We start from the raw sequence: 22286 nt of genomic DNA, 5'->3' as shown, positions 1-22286 counted from the left end.
CCGCGCGCCCGGAGAGCCCCTGTGACCGGAAAATCCGACCGCAAGACCCGGAACACCGTTTTGGTGGCACTCGCCGCGAATCTCGTCATCGCCGCCGCGAAAACGGTCGGCGGACTGGCGTCGGGGTCACCCGCCCTCCTCTCCGAGGCGGCCCACTCCGTCGCGGACAGCGTCAACGAGGTCTTCCTGCTCGCCGCCCTGCACCGCAGCCGGCGGCCGGCCGACCGGAAACACCCCTTCGGCTACGGCAAGGAGCGCTACTTCTGGTCCCTGCTCGCCGCCGTCGGCATCTTCGTCATGGGCGGCTGCTTCTCGGTCTTCCAGGGCTTCGAGGCCCTGAGCGGACCGGACGGCGAGACGTCGCACACCGGTTACGTCGCCGGGCTCGCCGTCCTCGGCGTCGCCCTGCTCGCCGAGGGCACGTCCCTGGCCCGCGCCCTCTACCAGGCGCGCCGTCAGCCGGGCGCCGGAATCGGCGAGGACCCCGCCCTGCGCACGGTCGTCGCCGAGGACGGCACGGCCGTGGTCGGCGTGCTCCTCGCCGCCGCCGGCATGGGACTCCACATGGGGACCGGGGACCCGGTCTACGAGGCCGTCGCGTCCTTCTCCATCGGCCTGCTGCTCGGGTACGTCGCCTACCGGCTCGGCCGGGACGCCCGTGCCCAGCTCGTCGGCGAGGCCGCGGACCCCGAACTGCGGGCGGACATCCGGCGGCTCGTCGAGGCCCAGCCCGAGATCGACAACGTCGCCGAGCTGCTGACCATGCAACTGGGGCTCGACTCGCTCCTGGTGGCCGCCCGCGTCGACCTGATGCCCGGTCTGGACAGCGAGGAGGTCGAGCTGGTCTGCGTGCGCATCAAGAAGTCCGTGAAAAAGACCTGGCCGCGAGCCGACCAGGTCTTTCTCGACGTGACGGAGGCCCCTTCCGACGCCGCCCCGGGCGACCTCCCGGAAGGCGTTTCACCGGGCCCCTCCGAGGTCTCCGCCGGGGTCGCTACAAGGGAAGCGGACGGTAGACGGTGAGCGCTTCGTCGGCCTTGTCGATGACGAACTCCGGCGGCGCCTGAGCCACTTCCCCGTCGTACGCGAGCAGCGTGCCCGGCGCGAGGTCCGAGATCCACACCTTGCGCAGCCGCTGCGCCGCGTGCACGGGGGAGCGGCTCAGCGGCCCGGCCAGCGCGGCGGCCAGCAGCCGCAGGCCGGGCAGCCGCCCGCCGTGCACCACGCGCACGTCGAGCAGTCCGTCGGCCAGGTTGTGACGCCGGCCGGGGGTCGGGCCGAAGCGCTGGTACATGCCGTTGCCGGCGAAGAGCATCCACAGGGCGCGCCGGCGCCCCTTGTGCTCACCGATCTCGGCCTCCAGCGGCCGCTCGTCGCGCAGCACCTTGGCCGCCGCCAGCACTCCGGCGGGCCAGCCGCCGATGCGCGGGGCCCAGTGCTCCCTGATCCGCACCAGCTCCGGATACACGCCCAGGCTGAAGGTGTTGAGGAAGTGCCCCGGCTCGCCGTCCGGGCCGGGGCCCGGCGTGAACCGGCCCAGGTCCACCTTGACCGCGTCGCCGGCCGCCAGGGCCCGGCAGGTGTCCTGCACCTCCTCGATGCCCAGGTCGTAGGCGAAGTGGTTCAGCGTGCCGCCGGGGAACACCGCCAGCGGCACCCCGCTGTCGGCCGCGACCACCGCGGCCCGGTTGACCGTGCCGTCCCCGCCGCAGACGCCGATCGCCCGGCCCTCCCGGGCGGCCTTCTCCAGCGCGTCCGGCACCGCGTCAGGCTCGCACTCGACGACCTCGGCGTGCGGCAGCGCGTCCCGTACGAGCGCGGCCTTGGCGGCGGCGGAACCCGAGCGCCGGTTCACGACGACGACCAGGCCCTGACCGCCGGGCAGCGCGGGCGCTTCGGTGTAGGGCCTGCCCGGGGCCGGGATCTGCGCCCGCGTCGGTACGAGCCCGCGCACCGCGAACGCCGCGCCGACGCCCAGCGCCGCGCCGACCAGCACGTCACTGGGGTAGTGCGCGCCCGTATAGATGCGGGAGAAGGCGACCGACGCGGCGATCGGGGCCACGACCGCGCCCCAGGCCCGGGACTCCAGCGCCACGCCCGTCGCGAAGGCGGCGGCGGAGGCGGAGTGCCCGGAGGGGAAGGAGGTAGTGATCGGCTGGCGCTTGAGCTGCCGGATCAGCGGCACGGCGTCCAGGACGGGCCGCACCCGCCGTACCGAACGCTTGCCCACGGTGTTGACGGTGAGGGAGGCCAGGGCGAGCGAGGCGACGCCGCGCACGGCGGCCCGGCGGGCGCGGGTGCTGCCGCCTGCGGCGGCTATCGCGGCGGCCGTGCCGAACCACAGCACACCGTGGTTGGCGCCGTGACTCAGGCGCGGCAGGACGCGGTCCGCGCCGGGCCAGTGATGGGTCGCCACTCCGTGGAAGAGCGAACGGTCGCGGGCGCTCAGCCAGGAGGCGATCCGCCCCGACGGCCGGGGCGGTACGTGCGCGGGTCCTGAAAACGCGGAAGACATGGCACGCGAGTACCCGTCCCGAACCGTTCCGAATCAACGGCGGCGCCCGGCACACTCGAGCGGCCTCAGGTCCCCGGCGGCCCGGGACGTTCGTACAGTGGGGTGAGGAATGAGCGGTCCGGTCGCCTTCCCGGGATGTCTGACGGGACGCGCACGGCGCGTACCCGAAGGTGAACCATGAACACCACCGACTCGCAACAGAACCCGCTCCTCACCCGCCACGGCGAGGCGCTCGCCCTCTTCGGCCGGCACGTGCACGCCGTACGCGACGACCAGTGGCAGGCGGCGACCCCCTGCACCGCGTGGTCGGTGCGCGATCTGGTCAACCATCTGACGGTCGAACAGCTGTGGGTGCCCCCGCTGGTGACCGAGGGCCGCTCGACCGGCGAGGGCGCCGACGGCTCCTTCGGCTTCGATCCCGACGGGGACGCGCTGGGCGACGACCCGGTGGCCGCCTGGGACCGCGCGGCGGCCGCCGCGCGCGAGGCGTTCGCGGCGCCGGGAGCGCTGGAGCGGACCGTGGAACTGTCGTACGGGCCGACTCCGTGCGCGGCGTACTGCTCGCAGATGGTGGCCGACCTGGTGGTGCACGCGTGGGACCTGGCGCGGGGCATCGGCGCCGACGACCGGCTGCCCGACGAGCTGGTGGACTTCGCGGTGCGCGAAGTGGGGCCGTACTCCGCCGAACTGGAGAAGAGCGGCCTGTTCGCCGCTCCGGTGGAGCCGCCTCCCGGAGCCGACGCGCAGACCAAGCTGCTGTCCCTGCTGGGCCGCCGCGTCTGACCCGCCCCACGACCGGTACGCGACGGAGCCGGCCCGGCCCCCCACGGGCCGGGCCGGGAGCCGTACACGGTGCGGCTAGGACTTGGCGGCCCGGGCGAACTCCTCGGTGAAGGCGGTGCAGAACGCCTTCAGGTCGTCCGGCTTGCGGCTGGTGATCAGCGTGGCGGGCGTCGCTTCGCAGACCTTGACCTGCTCGTCGACCCAGGTGCCGCCCGCGTTGCGGATGTCCGTACGCAGACTCGGCCACGAGGTCAGCGTCCTGCCGCGCACCACGTCCGCCTCGACGAGCGTCCAGGGCCCGTGGCAGATGGACGCGACCGGCTTGCCCGCGTCGAAGAAGGCGCGAACGAACTCCACCGCCTTCCCGTCCATGCGCAGGAAGTCCGGGTTCGCGACGCCGCCCGGGAGCACCAGGCCGCCGTACTCCTCCACCGACGCGTCGCCGACCACCTGGTCGACGGGGAAGGTGTCCGCCCTGTCGAGGTGGTTGAGGGCCTGGATGCTGCCGGGCTTCGTGGAGACCAGCCGGGGCGTGTCACCCGTGTCGGTCACCGCCTGCCAGGGCTCGGTGAGTTCGACCTGTTCGACGCCCTCCGGCGCCACGAGAAACGCGATCCGCATCATGCTCCTTTCCTGGTACTGCGTGTCCTGTCCTGTCCTGGTGCTGCGTCCGCCGCCCGCGGTCCGCCCTGCCTCAGAAGCCGGTCCCGGGGCCCGGGCTGGGCGCCGACCTGCTGATGTCCGCGAGCGTCGACCGGGGGTCCTGGAACTCCGCGAGGTCACCGAGGCTCACCACGCCGAGCGGGAAGCCGTCCTCGACGACCGGCAGCCGCCTGACGGCGTGCTGGCGCATCAGGGTGACGGCCGTCGACACCTCGTCGTCCGGCCCGACGCACACCGGCGCCGGCGTGCACACGGACTGGACGTTGACGGTGAGGGGGTCGAAGCCGTCCGCGACAGCGCGCAGGGCGATGTCCCGGTCGGTGAGCACACCGATCAGCTGGTTGTCCTGCGCCACCAGCACATCACCGATGTCCTGCGCGCGCATCAGCTGCGCCGCCTCCACGAGCGAGGCGTCGGGCCGCACCGCCGCGACACCCGCCGTCATCACTTCCCTCACGTACTGGGCCATGGCTGTCCGCCTCATCTCTGTTCACTCGCGCTGTCGGCTACCGGCGCGGGTACCCGTCGCGCGGACGGCAAACATCCGCGGACCGTCCGCCGGCTCCCGGTGTTTGAGCGCCGCCGCACGGGGGACCCGGTGCGTGGCCCGAGCGGCCACTTGGGAAGAGGGACGACCTCCGGGCGCGTTCCCGCACCGCTTCGAACGGCGGCGGCGCGGGACGCGCCCGGAGTTCTGCCCGCGCCGGGGGCGCCCCGCCCCCGGCGCCGTGCGTCAGTCGTCCGCGCCGGGCCTCGGGCTGCCCGGCAGGAACTCCTGGAACTTCGCCTTCAGGCCCTGCTTCATCACCGCCGCCCCGTCGGCGTCGCCCTTCAGCAGCGCCGAGGCCGTGGCCTCGATCTGCTCCCAGGTGGCGTGCGGCGGAATCGGCGGCACCGACGGGTCGGTGACGAAGTCCAGTACGACGGGACCCTCCGCCTCCAGCGCGGTCCGCCACGCGCCCTCCACGTCCTCCGGCTTCTCCACCCGGATCCCGGTGAGGCCGATGGACTCGGCGAACGCCGCGTACGACACGTCCGGAAGCGACTGCGACGGCAGGAAGGACGGCGCGCCGCCCATCGCCCGCAGCTCCCAGGTCACCTGGTTCAGGTCCCGGTTGTTGTAGACGGCGACCACCAGGCGCGGGTCCTCCCACAGATGCCGGTACCTGGCGACCGAGATCAGCTCCGCCATGCCGTTCATCTGCATCGCCCCGTCACCGACGAGCGCGATCGCCGGGCGGTTCGGGTGCGCGAACTTCGCCCCGATCGCGTACGGCACACCGCACCCCATCGTGGCCAGCGTCCCCGACAGCGACGCCCGCATGTCGCCCCGCAGGCGCACGTGGCGCGCGAACCAGTTGGTGGCCGAGCCCGAGTCGGCCGTCACCATCGCGTGGTCCGGCAGCAGCGGTGACAGCGCCGCCGCCACGTACTCCGGGTTGACCGGATCGGCGGACAGGGCGGCCCGGCGTTCCATGATCTCCGTCCACCGCTCGACGCCCGCGCAGATCTCGTCGAACCAGTCCCGCGCCTCGTTGCGCCGCAGCAGCGGGATCAGCTCGCGCAGCGTCGCCCGGGCGTCGCCGACCAGGTTCACCTCGTACGGGTAGCGCATACCGATCATGTGCGGATCAATGTCGATCTGCACGGCCCGCGCCTTGCCGAACTCGGGGAGGAACTGGGAGTACGGGAAGCTGGAGCCGATCGTCAGCAGCGTGTCGCAGTCGCGCATCATCTCGTACGACGGGCGGGTGCCGAGCAGCCCGACGGACCCCGTGACGTACGGCAGCTCGTCCGACAGCACGTCCTTGCCCAGCAGCGCCTTCGCGACGCCCGCGCCCAGCAGTTCCGCGACCTCCGCGACTTCGGCCCGCGCGCCCGCAGCGCCCTGACCGGCCAGGATCGCCACCTTGTCGCCGGCGTTGAGCACGTCCGCCGCCCGCCGCAGCGCGTCCGGCGACGGCATCGCGGTCCAGCTGCTGCGGTCCAGGCTGGAAGGGACCATCTTGAAGGCGTGCGGCGGGGGCGTGTACTCCAGCTCCTGGACGTCCGCCGGCACGATGACCGCCGTGGGACAGCGCCGGGCGTACGCCGTGCGGATCGCCCGGTCCAGGACGTTCGGCAACTGCTCCGGCACCGTCACCGTCTCGACGAAGTCGGAGGCGACGTCCTTGAACAGCGTGTGCAGATCGACCTCCTGCTGGTACGAGCCGCCCATCGCGCTGCGCGCGGTCTGCCCGACGATGGCGACGACCGGCACATGGTCGAGCTTGGCGTCGTACAGGCCGTTCAGGAGGTGGATCGCGCCGGGACCCGAGGTCGCCACGCACACGCCGAGCCGGTTGCCGAACTTCGCGTACCCGACCGCTTCGAACGCGGACATCTCCTCGTGCCGGGACTGGATGAAGCGGGGCTGGTCGCCGGCGCGCCCCCAGGCCGCCAGCAGGCCGTTGATGCCGTCACCCGGATAGCCGAAGACGCACTCCACTCCCCATTCGCGCAGGCGCGACAGGATCCGGTCGGCAACGTCGGTGCTCATACGAGGGCCTCCTAGGGGGCGTGCGCGTGAAAAAGGGCAGCACCATGCCGGGTACCAGGCATACGGACAGGGAAACCGGCCCGTCGCGAAACCCGACCCGTTTGCCCTTCCGAAGCGGGGGCACGTGCTCCATGTGCTTCGGACCGGAGGCACGTCCGTGGGAGCGGCAGTCAGACGCTCCGGGCGTGTCGCGTCCGGAGTTCCCTGCGAGACCTCCCCGCGGTGACACCCGTCCGCCGTCTGCACCGTTCAGGGAGTTGCAACGAAGATGCGTACCACCACCGTCCGCAGGACGCACCCGCACCACGACGCCCCCGACACCACCGAGGCCTTCCGCCGTCTGTGTGCCATGCCGGAGGGCGAGGAGCGGGACGCGCTGCGCCAGGAGATCGTGAACGCCTGGCTGCCGATGGCCGACCGGCTCGCCGGGCGGTTCCGCAATCGCGGTGAGGCCATCGAGGACCTGCGCCAGGTGGCCGCGCTCGGCCTGGTCAAGGCCGTCGACCGGTACGACCCGGAGCACGGCTCCGCCTTCGAGAGCTACGCCGTGCCGACGATCACCGGCGAGATCAAGCGCCACTTCCGCGACCACATGTGGACCCTGCACGTACCGCGTCGCGTCCAGGACCTCCGCAACCGCGTCCGCGCCGCCAGCCAGGAGCTGTCCGCGACCGTGTCGGGCCCCGCCCCCACCGTCGCGGAGATCGCCGAGAAGGCCGGCATGACCGAGGAGGAGGCGCTCACGGGGCTGGAGGCGCTGGACTCCTTCACCGCGCTGTCCCTCGACGCCCAGCTGCCCGGCACGGGCGACGGGTACTCGCTCAGCGACGCCCTCGGCGGCCCCGACAGCGCGCTCGACACCGTCGTCGACCGCGAGGCCGTCAAGCCGGCCCTCAACAGGCTCCCCGAGCGGGAGAAGAAGATCCTCTACATGCGCTTCTTCCGCGACATGACGCAGAGCAGCATCGCCGAGGACCTCGGCCTCTCCCAGATGCACGTCTCCCGGCTGATCAGCCGCTGCTGTACCCGCCTTCGCGACGAGGCCCTGCGGGACGCCGCATAGCGAGCGCCACGTGGCGGGACATCAGGTCCACGACCTGGCCCTCCGCCATGGAGAACGCCCGCCGCGCGCCCGTGCGGAACAGGGTGAGCACCCCCTGGACCGGCCCGGCGGACCAGGTCCCGGCGCCGTCGGCGCCCGGAGCCGTCAGCGGCACGCACAGCAGTGACGTGACGTCCGCCCGCACCAGCACCGGATCACCCGCTGAATCGTGCCCGAAGCCGTCCGTGTCCTCCGGCCGCACCTGGAGGGCCGCGGAACCGCCCCGCGCCGCCTCCGTCACCAGTGGACACCCGGCCGGGTCCTGCCCGGCCAGTATCTGCGCGAGGGCCTCGTCGCCCGGCCCGCCGGGCCCCAGCACCAGCGTGCGCTTGAGCGGCTGACCTGCGACGACGTCGGCGACCACCCAGTCGGCGAAACGGCCGTGCAGCACCCGTGCGGCGCTCTCCAGGGCGGCCGCCGCGTCCCCGGGAGCGACGGACAGCAGCGCGGTCATCATCGCGTCGACGAGGTCCAGGCGCTCCGCGGAGCGGGTCGTCTCCCGGAGGTCAGGCAGCGCGGGGCGCCGCCCCGCTACGGCGGCGCCCGCCGGCGGACGCGCGCCGCCGTACACCCCGCTCTGGAAGGCGACGAGCACCGCAGGATGTGCCTCGTCCGGCGGGCGCAGCGCGGTCAAGGTGGCCAGCAGCCTTTCGTCCGGCCGCTGCTGAAGATGGACCGACAGACTCCGGTCGCCCTCGCCGCGCGCCACCGCGGCGGTCTGCGACCGCAGCGCCGCCCGGTCCGCCGGGTTCAGCAGCGCCGCCAGCGGGCGCCCGGTCGCATACCCGGCGCGTACGCCGGTGAGCCCGGTGGCGGCGAAGTTCATGCGCCGTACGACGGTGTCCCTGTCCACCAGGGCGACCGGCACCGGCAGCCGCTGGAACAGGGCCTTGAGGAGCTGTCGCTCCTGTCGCTCCAGCCGGTCCGGGGACGCGGCGTCCGGCGCCGCCGCCTTGAGCTGCTCGTAGCGGGGCCACAAGGTGTCGGCCACGTGCCGGAGTTCGAAGAGAGCCGCATCCAGGACGGCGGGGTGCTCGTCGGGTGGCAGGGCGCGCGCGGCCCTCAACTCGCCGACCCGTCTGACGAAATCTGCCAGCTCCGCGCCGAAGTCGTCCGTCTGCGTCATACGAGAAAGCTAACGGGTCCGGCGGTTTTGCGGACCGGGTCGCGGGAAGCCGCACTGGGAAGGGAGAACCCCGCCATGGTGTCCGAACAGGAAGTCCACGGCCCCGGACCCGACTCCCCGGTGCGCACGCTCTCCGAGCTGGCGCGGCAGTCGGCGCGCTGCGCCCCGGCCAGCTGCGGGGCCGTGGCGACGATAGCGGACACGGGCGCCGAGCGGCGCACCACGGCGACCCACCCCGACCTGGCCGCGCTCGCCTCGGTCCAGCTCGCCGTGGGGGACGGGCCGATTCCGGCCGCGCTCGACCGGGGGGCGCCGGTGGACGCGCAGGACCTGCTGAAGGACGACCGGTGGCCGGAGTACCGGGCCCTGGCGCTCGACTCCGGCGTACGGGCCAGCGTGACCATCCCGTTCTGCCGCAGCGGCATCGAGGTCACCGTCAGCCTCTACGGTTTCCGCCCCGGCTCCCTGGAGCGCGCGGCGTACGGCCCCGTGGGCGTCCTGGGCGAACAGGTGACCGCCGGGCTGGTCCGCGACCGGCGCTACCGCGCGGCCCTGGCCGAAGTGGGCCAGCTGGAGACGGCGCTGCACTCGCGCACCGTCATCGACCAGGCCAGCGGCATCGTGATGCACGTACTGCGCTGCGACAGCGCGGAGGCGTTCGGGGTCCTCCGGCAGCTGTCCCAGCGGTCGAACCGCAAGCTGTCGGAGGTCGCGGAGTCGGTCGTCGAGGGCAGGGGACATGGCCTGGAAAGCGCTCTGGTCCGGCTCGCGCGGCGCCCCTAGGATCGCCCCTCCTGTCCGCTGTGACGTGCGAGGAGTGACGCGATGAGCGCTGCGACGAGTCCGGGCCACCACCCCACCGGAGCGGGCGGGGTGGACCGCCGCGACCTGCTGAAGCTCCTCGCCGCGACGCCCGTCGCGGCGCAGTGGGCGGCCGCCGCGCCGGCGGTCGCGTCCCCCTCCGGGGCCGCCGGGGCGCCGGGCATCGTCAAGCCGCTGCCGGCCGGCGTGTTCACGATCCGCGGCACCAACGCCGAGACCGACGTCGCCGCCTTCGCCGGGACGGGCGTGCTCACCCCCGCCGACCGGTTCTTCGTACGCAACCACACCTCCACCCCGCGGCTGGGGGAGTCCGGGTGGCGGCTGACGGTGTGGGGCAGCGGGCTGCGCGGCGGTCCGGTCGAGTTCACGTACGGGCAGCTGCGCTCCCTGCCCTCCGTCACCCGCACCGCCGTCCTGGAATGCGCCGGCAACGGCCGCGCCTACTACGCCACCCAGCAGGGGCAGCCCGTCACCGGCACCCCCTGGACCCTCGGCGCGGTCGGGGCGGCCCGCTGGCGCGGGGTGCGGCTCGCCGACGTACTGCGGCGCGCCGGGATCAGCGACCGCGCGGTCGACGTGATGCCGCGCGGTCTGGACGACGAGTTCGTCGCCGACGGGGTCGGCCTCGGCCGGCCGCGCCGCCCGATGCCGGTCGCCAAGGCGATGGACGACGTGATCCTGGCGTACGAGATGAACGGCGAGCCCCTGCCGTACGACCACGGCTTTCCCGTGCGCGTCGTCGCGCCGTCCTGGGTCGGCATCGCGTCCGTCAAGTGGCTCGGGGACATCGAGGTGAGCGACACGCCGCTGGCGTCGCCGTGGACCACGCAGTACTACCGGCTGTTCGGCGCGGCGTATCCGCCGGAGGGGAGCGCCCCGCTCACCCGCCAGACGATCAAAAGCATGTTCGAGTTCGCGCCCGGCGCGGTATTCGCGCCGGGCAGGACCCACCGCCTGACCGGCCGTTCCTGGTCGGCGGCGGCGGCCGTGCGCACGGTGGAGGTCAGCACGGACGGCGGCGCCCACTGGCGCCGCGCGGAACTGCGGGACACCCCGCACCGGGACGGCTGGGTCCGCTGGTCGGTCCCCTGGCGCCCTCGCCGGGAGGGCCCGGCCGAACTGCTGGCCCGCGCCACGGACGTGCGGGGCACCACCCAGCCCGCGACCTCGGTGCACAACACCCAGGGGTATCTCTTCGACGCGGTCGTATGCCACCGGGTCACCGTGGAGTGAAAGGCGCCGACGGACAGCGGCCCGGACGCGCGCCCGCGTGCGCCCCCCATGCGCGGAGGCCGCGCCGCGCCCCCGGGGGGCACGCAACCGGCTTCCGCGGCCATGCTGACGTGCGCATGCTCGGGCTTCCCCGGGGAACGTGAGCTGTGCCCGGCGGAGATCAAGTCCGCCCGGTGACCGCCGTCCACCGGCCCGGGGGCGGGATCACCGGCGGGGCTCCGCCCCGCAAGCGCCGTACGGGAACCACCCGTATAACCGTATACAGGGCCAGCCGATCGGCGTGGAGGTGACCGCATGCAGCGGACGGTCGAGGAGGGGCGCGGCCCCGTCCGGTACGGGCCGCTCGCCCCCGGTCCCGGCCTGCCCGTACTGCCCGAGCTGTCCGCCGTCCTCTCCGCGGCCGCGGGGCGCACCCACACCGAGCCCCCCGGCGGCGGACCGGCCCTGCGCGCCGCCGCCGCCGCGTACTGGTGGCGCCGCGGGCTGCAGACCGAGGCGCGGTCCGTGGTCGTCGCGTCCGGCGCGCAGCCGCTGCTGTTCGCGCTGATGGCCGCCGTCGGCGGGGACGTCCTGCTGCCCCGGCCCTGCCCGGCCTGGTGGGTGCCGCAGGCCACGATGCTCGGCCGGGGGGCGTACCACGTGCCCGCGCCGGCCGAGTGCGGCGGGGTGACCGACCCGTTCGCGCTGCTGGAGACCGTACGACGGGTCCGCGACGAGGGCGGCGACCCGCGCCTGCTGCTGCTCAGCGTCCCCGACGACCCGACGGCCACCGTCGCCCCGCCCGAGCTCGTGCACGAGGTCTGCGAGGCGGCCGTCTCCGAGGGCCTGCACGTCATCAGCGACGAGACCTGGCTCGACACGCTGCACCGGCCGCGCGAGACGGTGTTCGTCAGCCCCGCCGAGATGTTCCCCGGCCAGGTGACCGTGCTCGCCGACCTGGCGGGCGCGTACACCCCGGCGAGCTGGCCCGCCGCCGTCGCCCGCTGCCCGCTCACGGCGTACGGCGCCGCGCTCCACGCCCGGACCCTGGACCTGCTGACCGCGATCGGCGCGGTCGTCGCCGGGCCGGTCGCCGAGGCGGCGACGTACGCGCTGGGCGAGCCGGAGCCGGTCGCCGTCAGGCTCAGGACCGCCGCCGCGCTGCACGCGCGCGTGGCGGCCGCCGCGCACCGCGTGATCCTCGCCTCCGGCGCGCTCGCCCGTCCGCCCCAGGCGGGCCGCCACCTGTACGCCGACCTCGGCCCGCTGCGCGCCGGCCTCGCCGCCCGCCGGGTCACCGACTCCATGGAACTGGAGGACTACCTGAGTGAACGCCTCGGCGCCTCCGTCCCGGGCGGCCACCGGTTCGGCGACGAAATGGGCAGTCTGCGCGTACGGATCGCGACCGCTCCGCTGCTCGGAGCAACCCCGGAGCAGTGTCTGGAGTCCCTCACTTCGGCACAGCCACTGGAACTGCCGCACGTGGCCCGCGCGTTGACCACCTTCGCAACGGCCTTCGACGAACTTCGCTGACCCCAAGCCGGCCCACGCCACCGAACGGAGCCCCCTCGATGACGGAGACGCGAGAGCAGACCGAGCAGCCGACCGGGCGGACCGCCGCCCGCTCCCTCGCCGGCCCCGCCACACTCGCCCCGCCCCGCCCCCTGGGCGAGATCCGCACCTGGCCCCGGTCGTTCGCCGACCGGCTCACCACCCCGCTCCCCGGCGTCAAGGCGTTCGCCAGACTCGCCCGCGAGGGAGCGCTGCGCCCGGGCCCCGAGGGCCTGCGCGACATCGCCCTGGTGCCGTACGAGCCCGCCCCGCTGCCGGCCGCGGACGTCTCCACCCTCGCCGTCACCTGGGCGGGGCACGCCAGTTGGGTCGTGCGCATAGGCGGGCTCACGGTCCTCACCGACCCCGTCTGGTCGCAGAAGATCCTCGGCACGCCCACCCGCGTCACGCCCGTCGGCGTCCGCTGGGAGGACCTGCCGCAGATCGACGCCGTGGTGATCAGCCACAACCACTACGACCACCTGGACGCCCCCACCCTCAAGCGGCTCCCGCACGACACGCCGCTCTTCGTCCCGGCCGGTCTGGCCCGCTGGTGCCGCCGCCGCGGTTTCACCCGGGTCACCGAGCTCGACTGGTGGGAGGGCGCCGAACTGGGCGGAGTGCGCTTCGACTTCGTCCCCGCCCACCACTGGAGCAAGCGCTCCCTCACCGACACCTGCCGCACCCTGTGGGGCGGCTGGGTGCTCAGCGAGGAGCGGGGCGAGGGCCGGCGGGTGTACTTCGCGGGCGACACGGGCTACGGCCACTGGTTCAAGGAGATCGGCGTCCGACACCCCGGCATCGACCTCGCGCTGCTGCCCATCGGCGCGTACGACCCGCGCTGGTGGCTCAGTGACGTGCACGCGGATCCGGAAGAGGCCGTTCAGGCGTGCGAGGACCTCGGCGCCGCGCGCATGGCGCCCATGCACTGGGGGACGTTCGTCCTCTCCGCCGAGCCGGTCCTGGAACCGCTGACCCGGGTGCGCGCGGCCTGGGAGCGGGCGGGCCGCGCCCGCGAAGGACTGTGGGACCTGCCGATCGGCGGCTCGCGCGTGCTGGACTTCTGACGAGCCGTCAGTTCCCGGTGCCGCGCAGCCTGCGCCACACCGCGGGCGCCGCGCCGATCGCCAGCGTCAGTGCCACCGCCGCGACCACGCCCTGCCACGGCTCGGGGAAGAGCGAGCCGCCGAGGATCCCGATCAGCTGGTACGCGGCCGCCCAGGCGAGACAGGCCGGTACGTCGCCACGGGCGAAGCGGCGCATCGGCATCCGCGACAGCAGGCATGCCAGCATCACCGGGATCCGCCCGGCCGGAACCAGCCGGGAGAGCACCAAAACCTGCGACCTGTGCTCGTGCAGCTTGCTCCGCGCCTGCTCGAGGCGCTCGGGCGAGGCGCGGCCGCGCAGCGCCTCCAGCCGGCGCGAGCCGTTCTTCGAACGGACCCCGCGCAGGCCGAGCCAGTACAGCGCGATGTCCCCCAGGAACGCGGCCGACGCCGCCAGCGCGAAGACGATCAGCAGCGCGAACGGGTCGCTGTGATGGAACGCCACCACGGCGGCCGTGCTCACCAGCGCCCCCGTGGGCACCACCGGTATCAGCGACCCCAGCGTCACCAGCAGGAAGAGCGCCGGATAGCCGACCGCCTGCTGCGTCGACTCCTGGGGCAGCTGCGCCACCCGGCCCAGCGTGTCCTGCACCGCCTGGGCCACGCCGGCCAGGTTCACCGGCGGGCCTCCGGCCGGACCGTCTCGCCGTGCCCGAGCCGGTGCACCGCGACGTCCGGCGCGAGCCGCGCCGCCTGCCGTACGAACTCGTCGCCCGGGGAGTGGAACTCGTGCGGCCGGACCCCGTCCAGCCCGATCGGCCAGTACGTCCCGTAGTGCACCGGCACGGCGGCGCGCGGCGCGATCCGGGCGAGCGCCTGGGCCGCCCGCCGCGCGTCCAGGTGGCCGTGCCCGAGGAAGGGCCCCCAGCCGCCGACCGGCAGCAGCGCCACGTCCACGGGCCCCACGGCGCCGGCCATGTCGTCGAACAGGCCGGTGTCCCCGGCGAAGTACGTGCGCGCCTCACCGGTGACGACGTATCCGAGCGCGGGGGAGCGGTGCGGCCCGAACGGCAGCCGCCGACCGTCGTGCAGCGCCGGAACCGCCCGTACGACCAGGTCCTTCACCCGTACCTCGTCGCCCGGTTCCACCTCCGTCACCGGCCGGCCGCGCACGGACAGCCGGCGCAGGCCGGGCACGGCCCGCGTCGCGCCGCGCGGCACGATCAGCCGTGTGCCGGGCGCGAGGCGTTCCAGCGACGGCAGATGCAGATGGTCGCTGTGCAGGTGCGAGACGAGCACGGCGTCGGCCTCGGCAGCCTCGGGCGGCGGCACCGCCCCGCGCCTGCGGCGCAGATGGGCGAGGCGCCGCGCGAACAGCGGGTCGGTCAGCACCCGGGCCCCGGAGTCCGCGACGGTGCAGGTGGCATGCCCCCACCAGGTGATCTCCACCGTCACGTACGGCCTCCTCGCCGGTTGTCGCCAGGACGTCTCCCAGTATGGCCACTCGTCTCCCCCCTGAGTGCGCCGCGCACTCCTCCTCCCCGTCGCGGGAGCGGAGTAGGGTCTGCGGCTACAGCCAGCGTCGCGGGGGGAGTCGGGTCATGGGCGTCATGGACGGAGTACGGGTGGCGGCCATCGCGAGTCTGACGCCCCTGGAGGAGCTGGACAGCGACCCGTTCCTGGTCGACACGCGCAGCCAGCAGGCCATGTGCGGACGCTGGGCCGCCGACAAGGGGTACGTCGTCACACGGCAGGTGCTCTGCTACGGCATGCGCCCGGACCACCGCGCGCTGTGGGCGGACGTCGAGGCGGGCGCGGCCGACCTGTTCGTCGCGCCCAACGAGCGCGTCCTGGCGCGGGCCCTGACCTCGGTGCGCGCGTTCCGGGCGGAGTGCGAGCGCCGGGGCGTACGCCTGGAGACGGCCGACCTCGACGAGCCCGTCTACAGCGCCGCGGCGAAGGCCGGTGTGCACCGGAGACTGTCGATGCCGACGGCCGGTTATGACGGCTGCTGACCGTTACTGAGTCTTCCGGGCCCCTCCGGCCGCCGGGCCGCCGATCACCGGGGGACGGGGCGCGGGCACCGCTGCGCGTTGTGCCAGGCTGGAAGCACAGCGGGCTCCCAGGTGCGGCCCGGGACGGTGAGGTGGGGCGGCGTGGTCGGACGGCGATGGCGCAGCACGGGCAGCGCCCTGCTGCGCGTGGTGACGGTGTGGGCCGTGTCGACGCTCACGATGCTGGTGCTCGCCGGCGCGCTGCCGGACTTCCAGCTCAAGGCCGACGACGGCGACAGCATCACCCGCATCGCGCTCAGCGCCGTGTGGGGCGCCGGCGCGTTCGGCCTGCTCGGCGCCCTGGTGTGGCCCCTGGCGGTACGGGCGCTCCTGCTCGTGCCCGCACTCGTGCTCGGTCTGCTCGCCTTCTTCCTCAACGGCTCGCTGCTCCTCGTGGCGCTCAGCCTCATCCCCGACGGGCGGGGTGAGGCGGACCCCGAGACCGCTGTGGTCGTCGCGGCGGTCATGTCCGCCGTCGCGTCCGCGACCTCCGGGGCGCTCGCGGTGCGCGACGACGAGGCGTACCGGCGCAGGCTCTCGCGGCTCGCCCACCGCCGCGGCCGGCGGGGCGGCGACGACGGGCGCAACGGCCTGCCCGGCACGCTCTTCCTCCAACTCGACGGCGTGGGCCACGACGTGCTGCTCCGGGCGGTCGGCGACGGTCTGATGCCGACCGTCGCGGGCTGGCTCGGCGGCGGGGAGCCCACGCACCGGCTGACGCCCTGGCGCACCGACTGGTCGAGCCAGACCGGAGCCAGCCAGCTCGGCATACTGCACGGCTCCAACCACGACGTTCCCGCCTTCCGCTGGTACGAGAAGGAGAGCGGCGAGGTCGTCGTCTCCAGCCGCCCGGCCAGTGCGGCCCTGATGCAGCGCCGGGCCGTCACCCGCACCGCCGACGGGGGACTGCTCACCTTCGACGGCGCGAGCCGCGGCAACCTCTTCAGCGGCGGGGCCGACCAGCTCGCCCTCGTCCTGTCGATCGCCGCCCGGCGCGGCAGGTCCAACCGGTCCCGGGCCGGCTACTTCGCGTACTTCTCCGACCCGGCCAACGCCGTGCGCACCGCCATGTCCTTCGTGGCCGAAGTCGTCCGGGAGGTCGGCCAGTCCACCCGGTCGCGGCTGCGCGGCGACAGCCCGCGGGTGAAGCGCGGCGGCCTGTACCCCTTCATCCGCGCGTTCGCGACCGTCGTCCAGCGGGACATCGTGGTCGCCGCCGTCCTCGGCGACATGCTCGCCGGCCGCACCGCCGTCTACGCCGACCTGGTCGCGTACGACGAGGTGGCGCACCACTCGGGACCGCGCAGCACCGACGCGCTGAAGGTCCTGGAGCGGCTCGACCGGTCGCTGGGGCTGATCGCGAAGGTGGCCGAGCACGCCCCGCGCGCGTACCGGATCGTGCTGCTCTCCGATCACGGGCAGAGCCCCGGGGAGACCTTCCAGTCGGCGTACGGCCTGACCCTCGCGAACCTCGTCAGGGCGGGCTGCGGCCTGCCCGTGCCCCGCCGCGCGGCGCGCACCACCAGCGCCTCGGAGGCGCGCGACGCCGTACGGACCGCGCTGCACCGGCCGGTGCCCGACGACGAGGAGGAGCCGGAGCACCCGGAACCCGGCACCGATCCGGTGGTGCTCGCCTCGGGCAACCTGGGGCTGGTCTCCTTCCCCGACGCGGCGGGCCGGGCGACGCGTGAGCGGATCGACCGCCGCCATCCGGCCCTGCTGACGACGCTCGCGAACCACCCCGGCATCGGCTTCCTGCTCGTACACAGCGAGGAGCACGGCGCGCTGGTGCTCGGGGCCGGCGGGTCGGAACTGCGGCTGGACGAGGGCGGTGCGCACGACGGCGCGGACGCGGGGCCGCTGGCGGCGTTCGGGGCGGGGGCCGCGGACGCCGTGCGCAGGACGTCCGGATTCCCGCACGTCGCCGACATCATGGTCAACTCCTGGCACGACCCCGCGACCGGCCGCGTGCACGCCTTCGAGGAGCAGATCGGCTCGCACGGGGGCCTCGGCGGAGACCAGGCACGGCCCTTCCTGATGTCGCCCTACACCCTGTCCGCGCCCGTCGCCGACGGGGGCGAGCTGGTGGGCGCGGAGCAGGTGCACCGGGTACTGCGGCGCTGGCTGCGGGAGTGCCAGGGGCCGCAGGTGCCGGTGCCGGCGGCGCAAGATTCTCAGCCGGACGGCCAAACGGAAGAACAAATTCCGGTCATTGGCCGCGCCGCGCAGGAATAATCCCCCTGATTTGGTGCGCCGTTCCCCGTATCCGAACATGGTCGGGTTTTGGTACGAAGAGAGGCGCACGACCCCATGACCACGCTGCCCACGCTGCACGCCCCGCACGCCGAACCCGCGCCGAGTGACGACGGCACACCCGGCGGGGCCGGCGCGGCGAGCAGGCACGCCCGGCGCTTCGGCCTTCCCGTCGCGACCGCGCTGGTCATGGGCAACATCATCGGCGGCGGGATCTTCCTGCTGCCCGCCTCGGTCGCTCCCTTCGGCACTGTCAGCCTCGTCGCCTTCGGCATCCTGACCCTCGGCGCGATCGCGCTGGCGCTGGTCTTCGGACGCCTCGCCGAGAGGCTGCCGCGCACCGGCGGACCGTACGTCTACGCGCGGGAGGCGTTCGGCGACTTCGCCGGCTTCCTCGCCGCCTGGAGCTACTGGATCACCGCCTGGGTGTCCAACGCGGCCCTGGCCGTGGCCGCCGTCGGCTACCTCGACGTGCTCATACCCGTCCACGGCTCCGTCGCGGCCACCCTCACGGCCGCGCTGGTGATCCAGTGGCTGCCCGCCCTCGCCAACCTGGCCGGCACGCGCTACGTGGGCGCGGTCCAGATCGTCTCGACGGTGCTGAAGTTCGCGCCGCTGCTGCTGGTCGCCGTCGGCGGCCTCTTCTTCTTCGACGCGTCGAACCTCGGCCCGTTCCGGGCGGACGGCCACAGCGCGCTCGGCGCGGTCTCCGCCTCCGCGGCCATCCTGCTCTTCAGCTACCTGGGCGTGGAGTCGGCCGCCGTCAGCGCCGGAGAGGTCCGCGACCCCCGCCGCAACGTCGGCCGCGCCACGATCCTCGGCACCCTCGGCGCCGCCTTCGTCTACCTGCTGGGCACGCTCGCCGTCTTCGGCACCGTCGCCCACGACGACCTGGTCGGCTCGACCGCGCCCTTCTCCGACGCCGTCGACGCGATGTTCGGCGGCTCGTGGGGCGGCGTCGCCGTCGCCTGCGCGGCCCTTGTCTCCATGACCGGCGCGCTGAACGGCTGGACCCTGCTGAGCGCCCAGACGCCGTACGCGGCGGCGAAGGACGGCCTCTTCCCGGCCGTGTTCGCCCGCAGGCGGCGCGGCGTCCCCACGGTGGGCGTCCTCGTCACGGCCGTGCTCGCCTCCCTCCTGACGGTCTACAACTACACGGCGGGCTCCGAGGGCGTCTTCGAGACCCTGGTCCTGATCACGACGTTCACGGCGACCGTCCCCTACCTCCTGGCCACCGCCGCCCAGATCTACTTCCTGGCGTCGGGCCGGTCCGACCGCGTCAGCCGCCCCCGGCTGATCCGCGACGCGGTCCTCGCGGTCCTGGCCTCCGGCTTCTCGATGTGGCTGGTGGCGGGCTCGGGTTACGCCGCGGTGTACCAGGGCGTGCTCTTCCTGTTCGCCGGCGTGCTGGTGTACGCGTGGATCGCGGCCCGCAAGGCGAGGGCCGGCGCGGCGGCCTGACGGGGCCGCGCGGCCGGAGCCCCCGCGCGTGGCCGACGCTTGAGCGGGTGCGCGCGCACCCGCCCCCGTATCCACCGGACCCAGACCAGGAGGCAGCAGACATGTCAGCCACCGCCGAGCGCCCCGAGCGGGCCTTTCCCACGCCGAACGGCCTGACCGGCGTGGGCGTGGTGGTCACCGGCCCCGGCGACCGCGTCCTGCTCGGGCTCGGCCACGACGGCCGCTGGGAGCTGCCCGGCGGCAAGGTGGACCCCGGCGAGAGCTTCGAGGAGACCGCGGTGCGCGAACTGGCGGAGGAGACCTCCTTGAGCGCCGCGGCCACGGGGGTCCGGATCGTCGCCGTACTCGTGGACGCGGCGCGCGGTGTCACCCGCGTCACCGCCGCGGCCGTGGTGCAGGGCGCGACCGGCACGCCGCGGGTCACCGAGCCGCACAAGATCGTCCGGTGGGAGTGGTTCGCGCCCGAGGACGTCCCGAGGGACCTCTTCGTGCCGTCGGCGGCCGTACTGCGCGTCTGGCGCCCGGACCTGGACCTCCCGGACGCCCCGGCGCACCGCTACCCGCTCGCCCGCTGAGCGCCCGTCGGCCCTGTCGCGCGCTCCGCCGCCGTCCGTCCGCACGCGGCGGTCAGCCCGCGGCGGGACCGCCCGCCCCGGGCTCGGAGCCCGGCGCCTCGGCGGCGGACGGGTCCAGGATGCGGTCCAGGAAGTTCCGGGTGCGCGGGTGCCGCGGATCGCCCACGACCTGCGCCGCCGGTCCCTCCTCGACGATCACGCCGCCGTCCATGAACACCACCCGGTCGGCGACCTCCCGGGCGAAGCTCATCTCGTGGGTGACGACCATCATCGTCATGCCCTCCGAGGCGAGCACGCGCATGACCGCGAGCACGTCCCCCACGAGCTCCGGGTCCAGCGCGGACGTCGGCTCGTCGAAGAGCATCACCTCGGGCCCCATGGACAGCGCCCGCGCGATGGCCACCCGCTGCTGCTGCCCGCCGGACAGCTGCGCCGGGTAGGCGTCGGCCTTGTCGGCGAGTCCGACCCGTTCCAGGTTCTCCCGGGCGGTCCTCGCCGCCTCTGCCTTGCCCCGGCGCAGCACGCGCCGCTGCGGAAGTACGAGGTTCTCGGTCACGGTGACGTGCGGGAAGAGGTTGAACTGCTGGAAGACCATGCCGATGCGGCGGCGTACCGCGTCGATGTCGACCTCGATGTCGGTGACTTCCGTGCCGCCGACGAAGACCTGGCCCCCGCTCGGCTCCTCCAGCAGGTTCACGCAGCGCAGCAGCGTCGACTTGCCGGACCCGGAGGGCCCGATGACGCACACGACGTCGCCCCGGGCGACCTCCAGGTCGATGCCGCGCAGGACGTGGTTGTCCCCGAACGACTTGTGCAGGCCTCGGATCTCGATCTCGGGCTGTGGCATCTGCTCGTCCTCACTTGGCCTTGTCGGCGCGGGCCTCGAGGCGGCGGACCACGAAGCTCAGCGGCACCGTCACGATCAGGTAGCAGAGGCCCGCGACCAGGATCGGGGTGGAGTTGGCGGTCTGGCTGGCCAGGTCCCGGCCGAACTTGGTCAGCTCCCGCTCGTCGAGCGTCACACCGAGGAACAGCACCAGGGACGAGTCCTTGAACAGCAGGACGAGTTCGTTGGTGAGCGGCGGGATGACGATGCGGAACGCCTGCGGGATGATCACCGACACCATCGCCCGGGCGTGCGAGAACCCGAGCGAACGCGCCGCCTCCATCTGCCCCTTGGGGACCGCCTGGATGCCGGCCCGGATCGTCTCGGCCATGTAGGCGGCGGCGACCAGCCCCAGACCGAGGGCGACCTTCCCGTACGTACCACCCGGAATCTCGGTGCCCGGGAACGCCAGCGGCACCGCCACGCCCACGAAGATGAAGATCAGCAGGGCGGGCAGGCCGCGGAAGAACTCGATGTAGACGCTCGCCACCCACCGGTAGGGGGCGACGGACGACAGCCGCATCAGCGCGACGACCAGGCCCAGGACGAGACCGAACGCGAAGCCGGAGAGCGTGTACACCACCGTGTTGCGCAGGGCGGTGGTGATGATCTCCGGGAAGAGCTCGCTGACGAGGTCCTTCTGCGCGAACTGGTTCTGCAGCCGGTCCCAGTCGGCCATCAGGCCGACCAGGACCAGGACCGCCACGAAGAGGGCGTACTGGATGCCCTGCGAGATGCGGCGCCGCTGCCGCCTGGAGAGGCGAGAGGTCACGACTGCCCCTTGGGCATCGGCCCGATCCACTTCTCGTAGAGCTTCTTGTACGTGCCGTCGGCCTTGGCGTCGGTGATGGCCTTGTCGATGGCGGCCTTCAGTTTGGTGTTGCCCTTCTTCACCGAGAACCCGTACTGCTCACCGGTCTCGATGTTCTCGCCGAGCGCGAAGGCGTCGGCGTTCGCCTTGTCCTTCAGCCACCCCTGCACGACGGGGTAGTCGATGACGACGGCGTCGACCTGACCGGTGCGCAGCCCGTTCAGCACGGCGTCGGAACTCTCGAACGCCACCGGGTCGAAGCCCTTGCTCGTGGCGTAGCTCTCGCCGGTCGTCTCCGCCTGCGCGCCGAGCTTCTTCTTCCCGGACTTGACCTCGTCCAGCGTCTTCACGCCGCTTTTCTTCGTCGCGAGCAGCGCCTGGGTGGCGTCGAAGTACGGGACGGAGAAGTCGACGTTCTTCTTGCGCTCGTCGGTGATGGTCATGCCGGCGGCGGCGAGGTCGCACTCGCCGGAGTTGAGGAACGCGCCGGTCTTGAAGTTCTCGAACGGCGTGTCGAGGATCTTCTGTTCGACCTTGAGGTTCTTGGCCACCAGATCGACGAGCGCCACGTCGAAGCCGACGACCTCACCGCCCTGCTCCGACTGGAACGGCGGGTAGGGCAGGTGCGTGCAGGTGGTGAGCTTGCCCTTCTCGACCACCGGTACGCCGCCGGCGGCCTCGGCGGGCCCGTCGTCACCGGAGGAACACCCGACGGCGAGGAACAGCCCGGCCACGGCGGCGCCGGCGGTGGCGAGGGTACGGATGCGGCGGGCGCGGTGGCCCTTGGCCGTCCTGGACACGGTTGACCTCCATGGGGCGGGGGGCGACGGCGGCGGGGGTGAGCGAGCCGTCAGCGGTGATCGTAAGCCAGCGACCCGCCCTTCGCG

21 protein-coding genes are annotated in these 22286 nt (G+C 73.6%); 11 read left to right on the top strand and 10 right to left on the bottom strand.

The window, feature by feature from the left end:
• Nucleotides 1-21: 21 nt before the first annotated feature.
• On the top strand, nt 22-1023 hold the full coding sequence (locus AC07FK_RS19090; RefSeq protein WP_479106066.1) for a cation diffusion facilitator family transporter: 1002 nt from the start codon (nt 22-24) through the stop codon (nt 1021-1023).
• Here the strand turns inward: AC07FK_RS19090 and AC07FK_RS19085 are convergent.
• Nucleotides 995-2515: a phosphatase PAP2 family protein gene (locus AC07FK_RS19085; protein WP_479106065.1), complete on the bottom strand. Its 1521-nt coding sequence runs from the start codon at nt 2513-2515 to the stop codon at nt 995-997. The genes AC07FK_RS19090 and AC07FK_RS19085 overlap by 29 nt on opposite strands.
• A 177-nt stretch (nt 2516-2692) precedes the next feature.
• Between AC07FK_RS19085 and AC07FK_RS19080 the strand changes: the two genes are divergently transcribed.
• Entirely contained in the window at nt 2693-3298 is a 606-nt protein-coding gene (locus AC07FK_RS19080; protein WP_479106064.1) for a TIGR03086 family metal-binding protein, read from the top strand.
• Between the two features lie 75 nt (nt 3299-3373).
• Here the strand turns inward: AC07FK_RS19080 and AC07FK_RS19075 are convergent, their stop codons facing one another.
• From AC07FK_RS19075 to AC07FK_RS19065, 3 genes are all read right to left on the bottom strand, one after another.
• Nucleotides 3374-3919 (bottom strand): type 1 glutamine amidotransferase domain-containing protein, encoded by a 546-nt coding sequence (locus tag AC07FK_RS19075; protein ID WP_479106195.1) that lies wholly within the window; start codon nt 3917-3919, stop codon nt 3374-3376.
• Nucleotides 3920-3992: 73 nt separating this feature from the next.
• A complete protein-coding gene (locus AC07FK_RS19070; protein WP_479106063.1) occupies nt 3993-4430 on the bottom strand; it encodes a CBS domain-containing protein in 438 nt (145 codons plus the stop codon).
• Nucleotides 4431-4694: 264 nt separating this feature from the next.
• On the bottom strand, nt 4695-6500 hold the full coding sequence (locus AC07FK_RS19065; RefSeq protein ID WP_479106062.1) for a thiamine pyrophosphate-requiring protein: 1806 nt from the start codon (nt 6498-6500) through the stop codon (nt 4695-4697).
• A gap of 268 nt (nt 6501-6768) precedes the next feature.
• Here AC07FK_RS19065 and AC07FK_RS19060 point away from each other — a divergent pair, with 268 nt between their 5' ends.
• Nucleotides 6769-7563 (top strand): RNA polymerase sigma factor SigF, encoded by a 795-nt coding sequence (locus AC07FK_RS19060; RefSeq protein WP_479106061.1) that lies wholly within the window; start codon nt 6769-6771, stop codon nt 7561-7563.
• Here the strand turns inward: AC07FK_RS19060 and AC07FK_RS19055 are convergent.
• A complete protein-coding gene (locus AC07FK_RS19055; RefSeq protein ID WP_479106060.1) occupies nt 7511-8728 on the bottom strand; it encodes a PAS domain-containing protein in 1218 nt (405 codons plus the stop codon). The two genes, AC07FK_RS19060 and AC07FK_RS19055, sit on opposite strands and share 53 nt — an antisense overlap.
• A 75-nt stretch (nt 8729-8803) precedes the next feature.
• Between AC07FK_RS19055 and AC07FK_RS19050 the strand changes: the two genes are divergently transcribed.
• From AC07FK_RS19050 to AC07FK_RS19035, 4 genes are all read left to right on the top strand, one after another.
• Nucleotides 8804-9511 carry an ANTAR domain-containing response regulator gene (locus tag AC07FK_RS19050; protein ID WP_479106059.1) on the top strand — a complete coding sequence of 236 codons (708 nt, stop codon included), beginning with the start codon at nt 8804-8806 and terminating at the stop codon, nt 9509-9511.
• A 42-nt stretch (nt 9512-9553) separates the two neighbouring features.
• Nucleotides 9554-10783, top strand: a complete 1230-nt coding sequence (locus AC07FK_RS19045; RefSeq protein WP_479106057.1) for a sulfite oxidase — start codon at nt 9554-9556, stop codon at nt 10781-10783.
• A gap of 294 nt (nt 10784-11077) precedes the next feature.
• A complete protein-coding gene (locus AC07FK_RS19040) occupies nt 11078-12295 on the top strand; it encodes an aminotransferase class I/II-fold pyridoxal phosphate-dependent enzyme (protein WP_479106056.1) in 1218 nt (405 codons plus the stop codon).
• A 38-nt stretch (nt 12296-12333) separates the two neighbouring features.
• Entirely contained in the window at nt 12334-13380 is a 1047-nt protein-coding gene (locus AC07FK_RS19035; protein ID WP_479106055.1) for an MBL fold metallo-hydrolase, read from the top strand.
• Between the two features lie 7 nt (nt 13381-13387).
• Here AC07FK_RS19035 and AC07FK_RS19030 read toward each other — a convergent pair whose 3' ends face one another.
• Together AC07FK_RS19030 and AC07FK_RS19025 are read right to left on the bottom strand one after the other, a co-directional pair.
• Nucleotides 13388-14023 (bottom strand): DedA family protein, encoded by a 636-nt coding sequence (locus AC07FK_RS19030; protein ID WP_479106054.1) that lies wholly within the window; start codon nt 14021-14023, stop codon nt 13388-13390.
• An 11-nt stretch (nt 14024-14034) separates the two neighbouring features.
• Complete coding sequence (locus AC07FK_RS19025; protein ID WP_479106053.1) at nt 14035-14814, bottom strand: MBL fold metallo-hydrolase; 780 nt, start codon at nt 14812-14814, stop codon at nt 14035-14037.
• 155 nt (nt 14815-14969) lie between these two features.
• Here AC07FK_RS19025 and AC07FK_RS19020 point away from each other — a divergent pair, with 155 nt between their 5' ends.
• The 4 genes from AC07FK_RS19020 to AC07FK_RS19005 all read left to right on the top strand — a co-directional run bounded on the left by AC07FK_RS19020 (nt 14970) and on the right by AC07FK_RS19005 (nt 19702).
• Nucleotides 14970-15374 carry a hypothetical protein gene (locus AC07FK_RS19020; protein ID WP_479106194.1) on the top strand — a complete coding sequence of 135 codons (405 nt, stop codon included), beginning with the start codon at nt 14970-14972 and terminating at the stop codon, nt 15372-15374.
• Between the two features lie 141 nt (nt 15375-15515).
• A complete protein-coding gene (locus tag AC07FK_RS19015) occupies nt 15516-17648 on the top strand; it encodes a phage holin family protein (protein WP_479106052.1) in 2133 nt (710 codons plus the stop codon).
• Between the two features lie 75 nt (nt 17649-17723).
• Nucleotides 17724-19127 carry an amino acid permease gene (locus AC07FK_RS19010; protein ID WP_479106051.1) on the top strand — a complete coding sequence of 468 codons (1404 nt, stop codon included), beginning with the start codon at nt 17724-17726 and terminating at the stop codon, nt 19125-19127.
• 101 nt (nt 19128-19228) lie between these two features.
• Complete coding sequence (locus tag AC07FK_RS19005) at nt 19229-19702, top strand: nucleotide triphosphate diphosphatase NUDT15 (protein WP_479106050.1); 474 nt, start codon at nt 19229-19231, stop codon at nt 19700-19702.
• A 52-nt stretch (nt 19703-19754) separates the two neighbouring features.
• On the opposite strand, the gene AC07FK_RS19000 is transcribed toward AC07FK_RS19005, so the two are convergent.
• The 3 genes from AC07FK_RS19000 to AC07FK_RS18990 are packed head-to-tail and all read right to left on the bottom strand — an operon-like array spanning nt 19755 to nt 22199.
• Complete coding sequence (locus tag AC07FK_RS19000) at nt 19755-20549, bottom strand: amino acid ABC transporter ATP-binding protein (protein ID WP_479106049.1); 795 nt, start codon at nt 20547-20549, stop codon at nt 19755-19757.
• Nucleotides 20550-20559: 10 nt separating this feature from the next.
• Nucleotides 20560-21390 (bottom strand): amino acid ABC transporter permease, encoded by an 831-nt coding sequence (locus tag AC07FK_RS18995; RefSeq protein ID WP_479106048.1) that lies wholly within the window; start codon nt 21388-21390, stop codon nt 20560-20562.
• The gene (locus AC07FK_RS18990; protein WP_479106047.1) at nt 21357-22199 is read right to left on the bottom strand and encodes an ABC transporter substrate-binding protein; all 843 of its coding nucleotides are present in this window, start codon (nt 22197-22199) and stop codon (nt 21357-21359) included. Before AC07FK_RS18990 ends, AC07FK_RS18995 begins: the two co-directional genes overlap by 34 nt.
• Between the last annotated feature and the right edge of the window lie 87 nt (nt 22200-22286).

Source organism: Streptomyces sp. NPDC046122, assembly GCF_056429965.1.
This window is presented reverse-complemented; position numbering and strand designations above follow the sequence as displayed.

Bases quoted from the DNA above. Each gene is read 5' to 3' on its own strand.
- AC07FK_RS19085 (WP_479106065.1), bottom strand. From the start codon at position 2,515: ATGTCTTCCGCGTTTTCAGGACCCGCGCACGTACCGCCCCGGCCGTCG.
- AC07FK_RS19080 (WP_479106064.1), top strand. From the start codon at position 2,693: ATGAACACCACCGACTCGCAACAGAACCCGCTCCTCACCCGCCACGGC.
- AC07FK_RS19075 (WP_479106195.1), bottom strand. From the start codon at position 3,919: ATGCGGATCGCGTTTCTCGTGGCGCCGGAGGGCGTCGAACAGGTCGAA.
- AC07FK_RS19070 (WP_479106063.1), bottom strand. From the start codon at position 4,430: ATGGCCCAGTACGTGAGGGAAGTGATGACGGCGGGTGTCGCGGCGGTG.
- AC07FK_RS19065 (WP_479106062.1), bottom strand. From the start codon at position 6,500: ATGAGCACCGACGTTGCCGACCGGATCCTGTCGCGCCTGCGCGAATGG.
- AC07FK_RS19060 (WP_479106061.1), top strand. From the start codon at position 6,769: ATGCGTACCACCACCGTCCGCAGGACGCACCCGCACCACGACGCCCCC.
- AC07FK_RS19055 (WP_479106060.1), bottom strand. From the start codon at position 8,728: ATGACGCAGACGGACGACTTCGGCGCGGAGCTGGCAGATTTCGTCAGA.
- AC07FK_RS19050 (WP_479106059.1), top strand. From the start codon at position 8,804: ATGGTGTCCGAACAGGAAGTCCACGGCCCCGGACCCGACTCCCCGGTG.
- AC07FK_RS19045 (WP_479106057.1), top strand. From the start codon at position 9,554: ATGAGCGCTGCGACGAGTCCGGGCCACCACCCCACCGGAGCGGGCGGG.
- AC07FK_RS19040 (WP_479106056.1), top strand. From the start codon at position 11,078: ATGCAGCGGACGGTCGAGGAGGGGCGCGGCCCCGTCCGGTACGGGCCG.
- AC07FK_RS19035 (WP_479106055.1), top strand. From the start codon at position 12,334: ATGACGGAGACGCGAGAGCAGACCGAGCAGCCGACCGGGCGGACCGCC.
- AC07FK_RS19020 (WP_479106194.1), top strand. From the start codon at position 14,970: ATGGACGGAGTACGGGTGGCGGCCATCGCGAGTCTGACGCCCCTGGAG.
- AC07FK_RS19010 (WP_479106051.1), top strand. From the start codon at position 17,724: ATGACCACGCTGCCCACGCTGCACGCCCCGCACGCCGAACCCGCGCCG.
- AC07FK_RS19005 (WP_479106050.1), top strand. From the start codon at position 19,229: ATGTCAGCCACCGCCGAGCGCCCCGAGCGGGCCTTTCCCACGCCGAAC.
- AC07FK_RS19000 (WP_479106049.1), bottom strand. From the start codon at position 20,549: ATGCCACAGCCCGAGATCGAGATCCGAGGCCTGCACAAGTCGTTCGGG.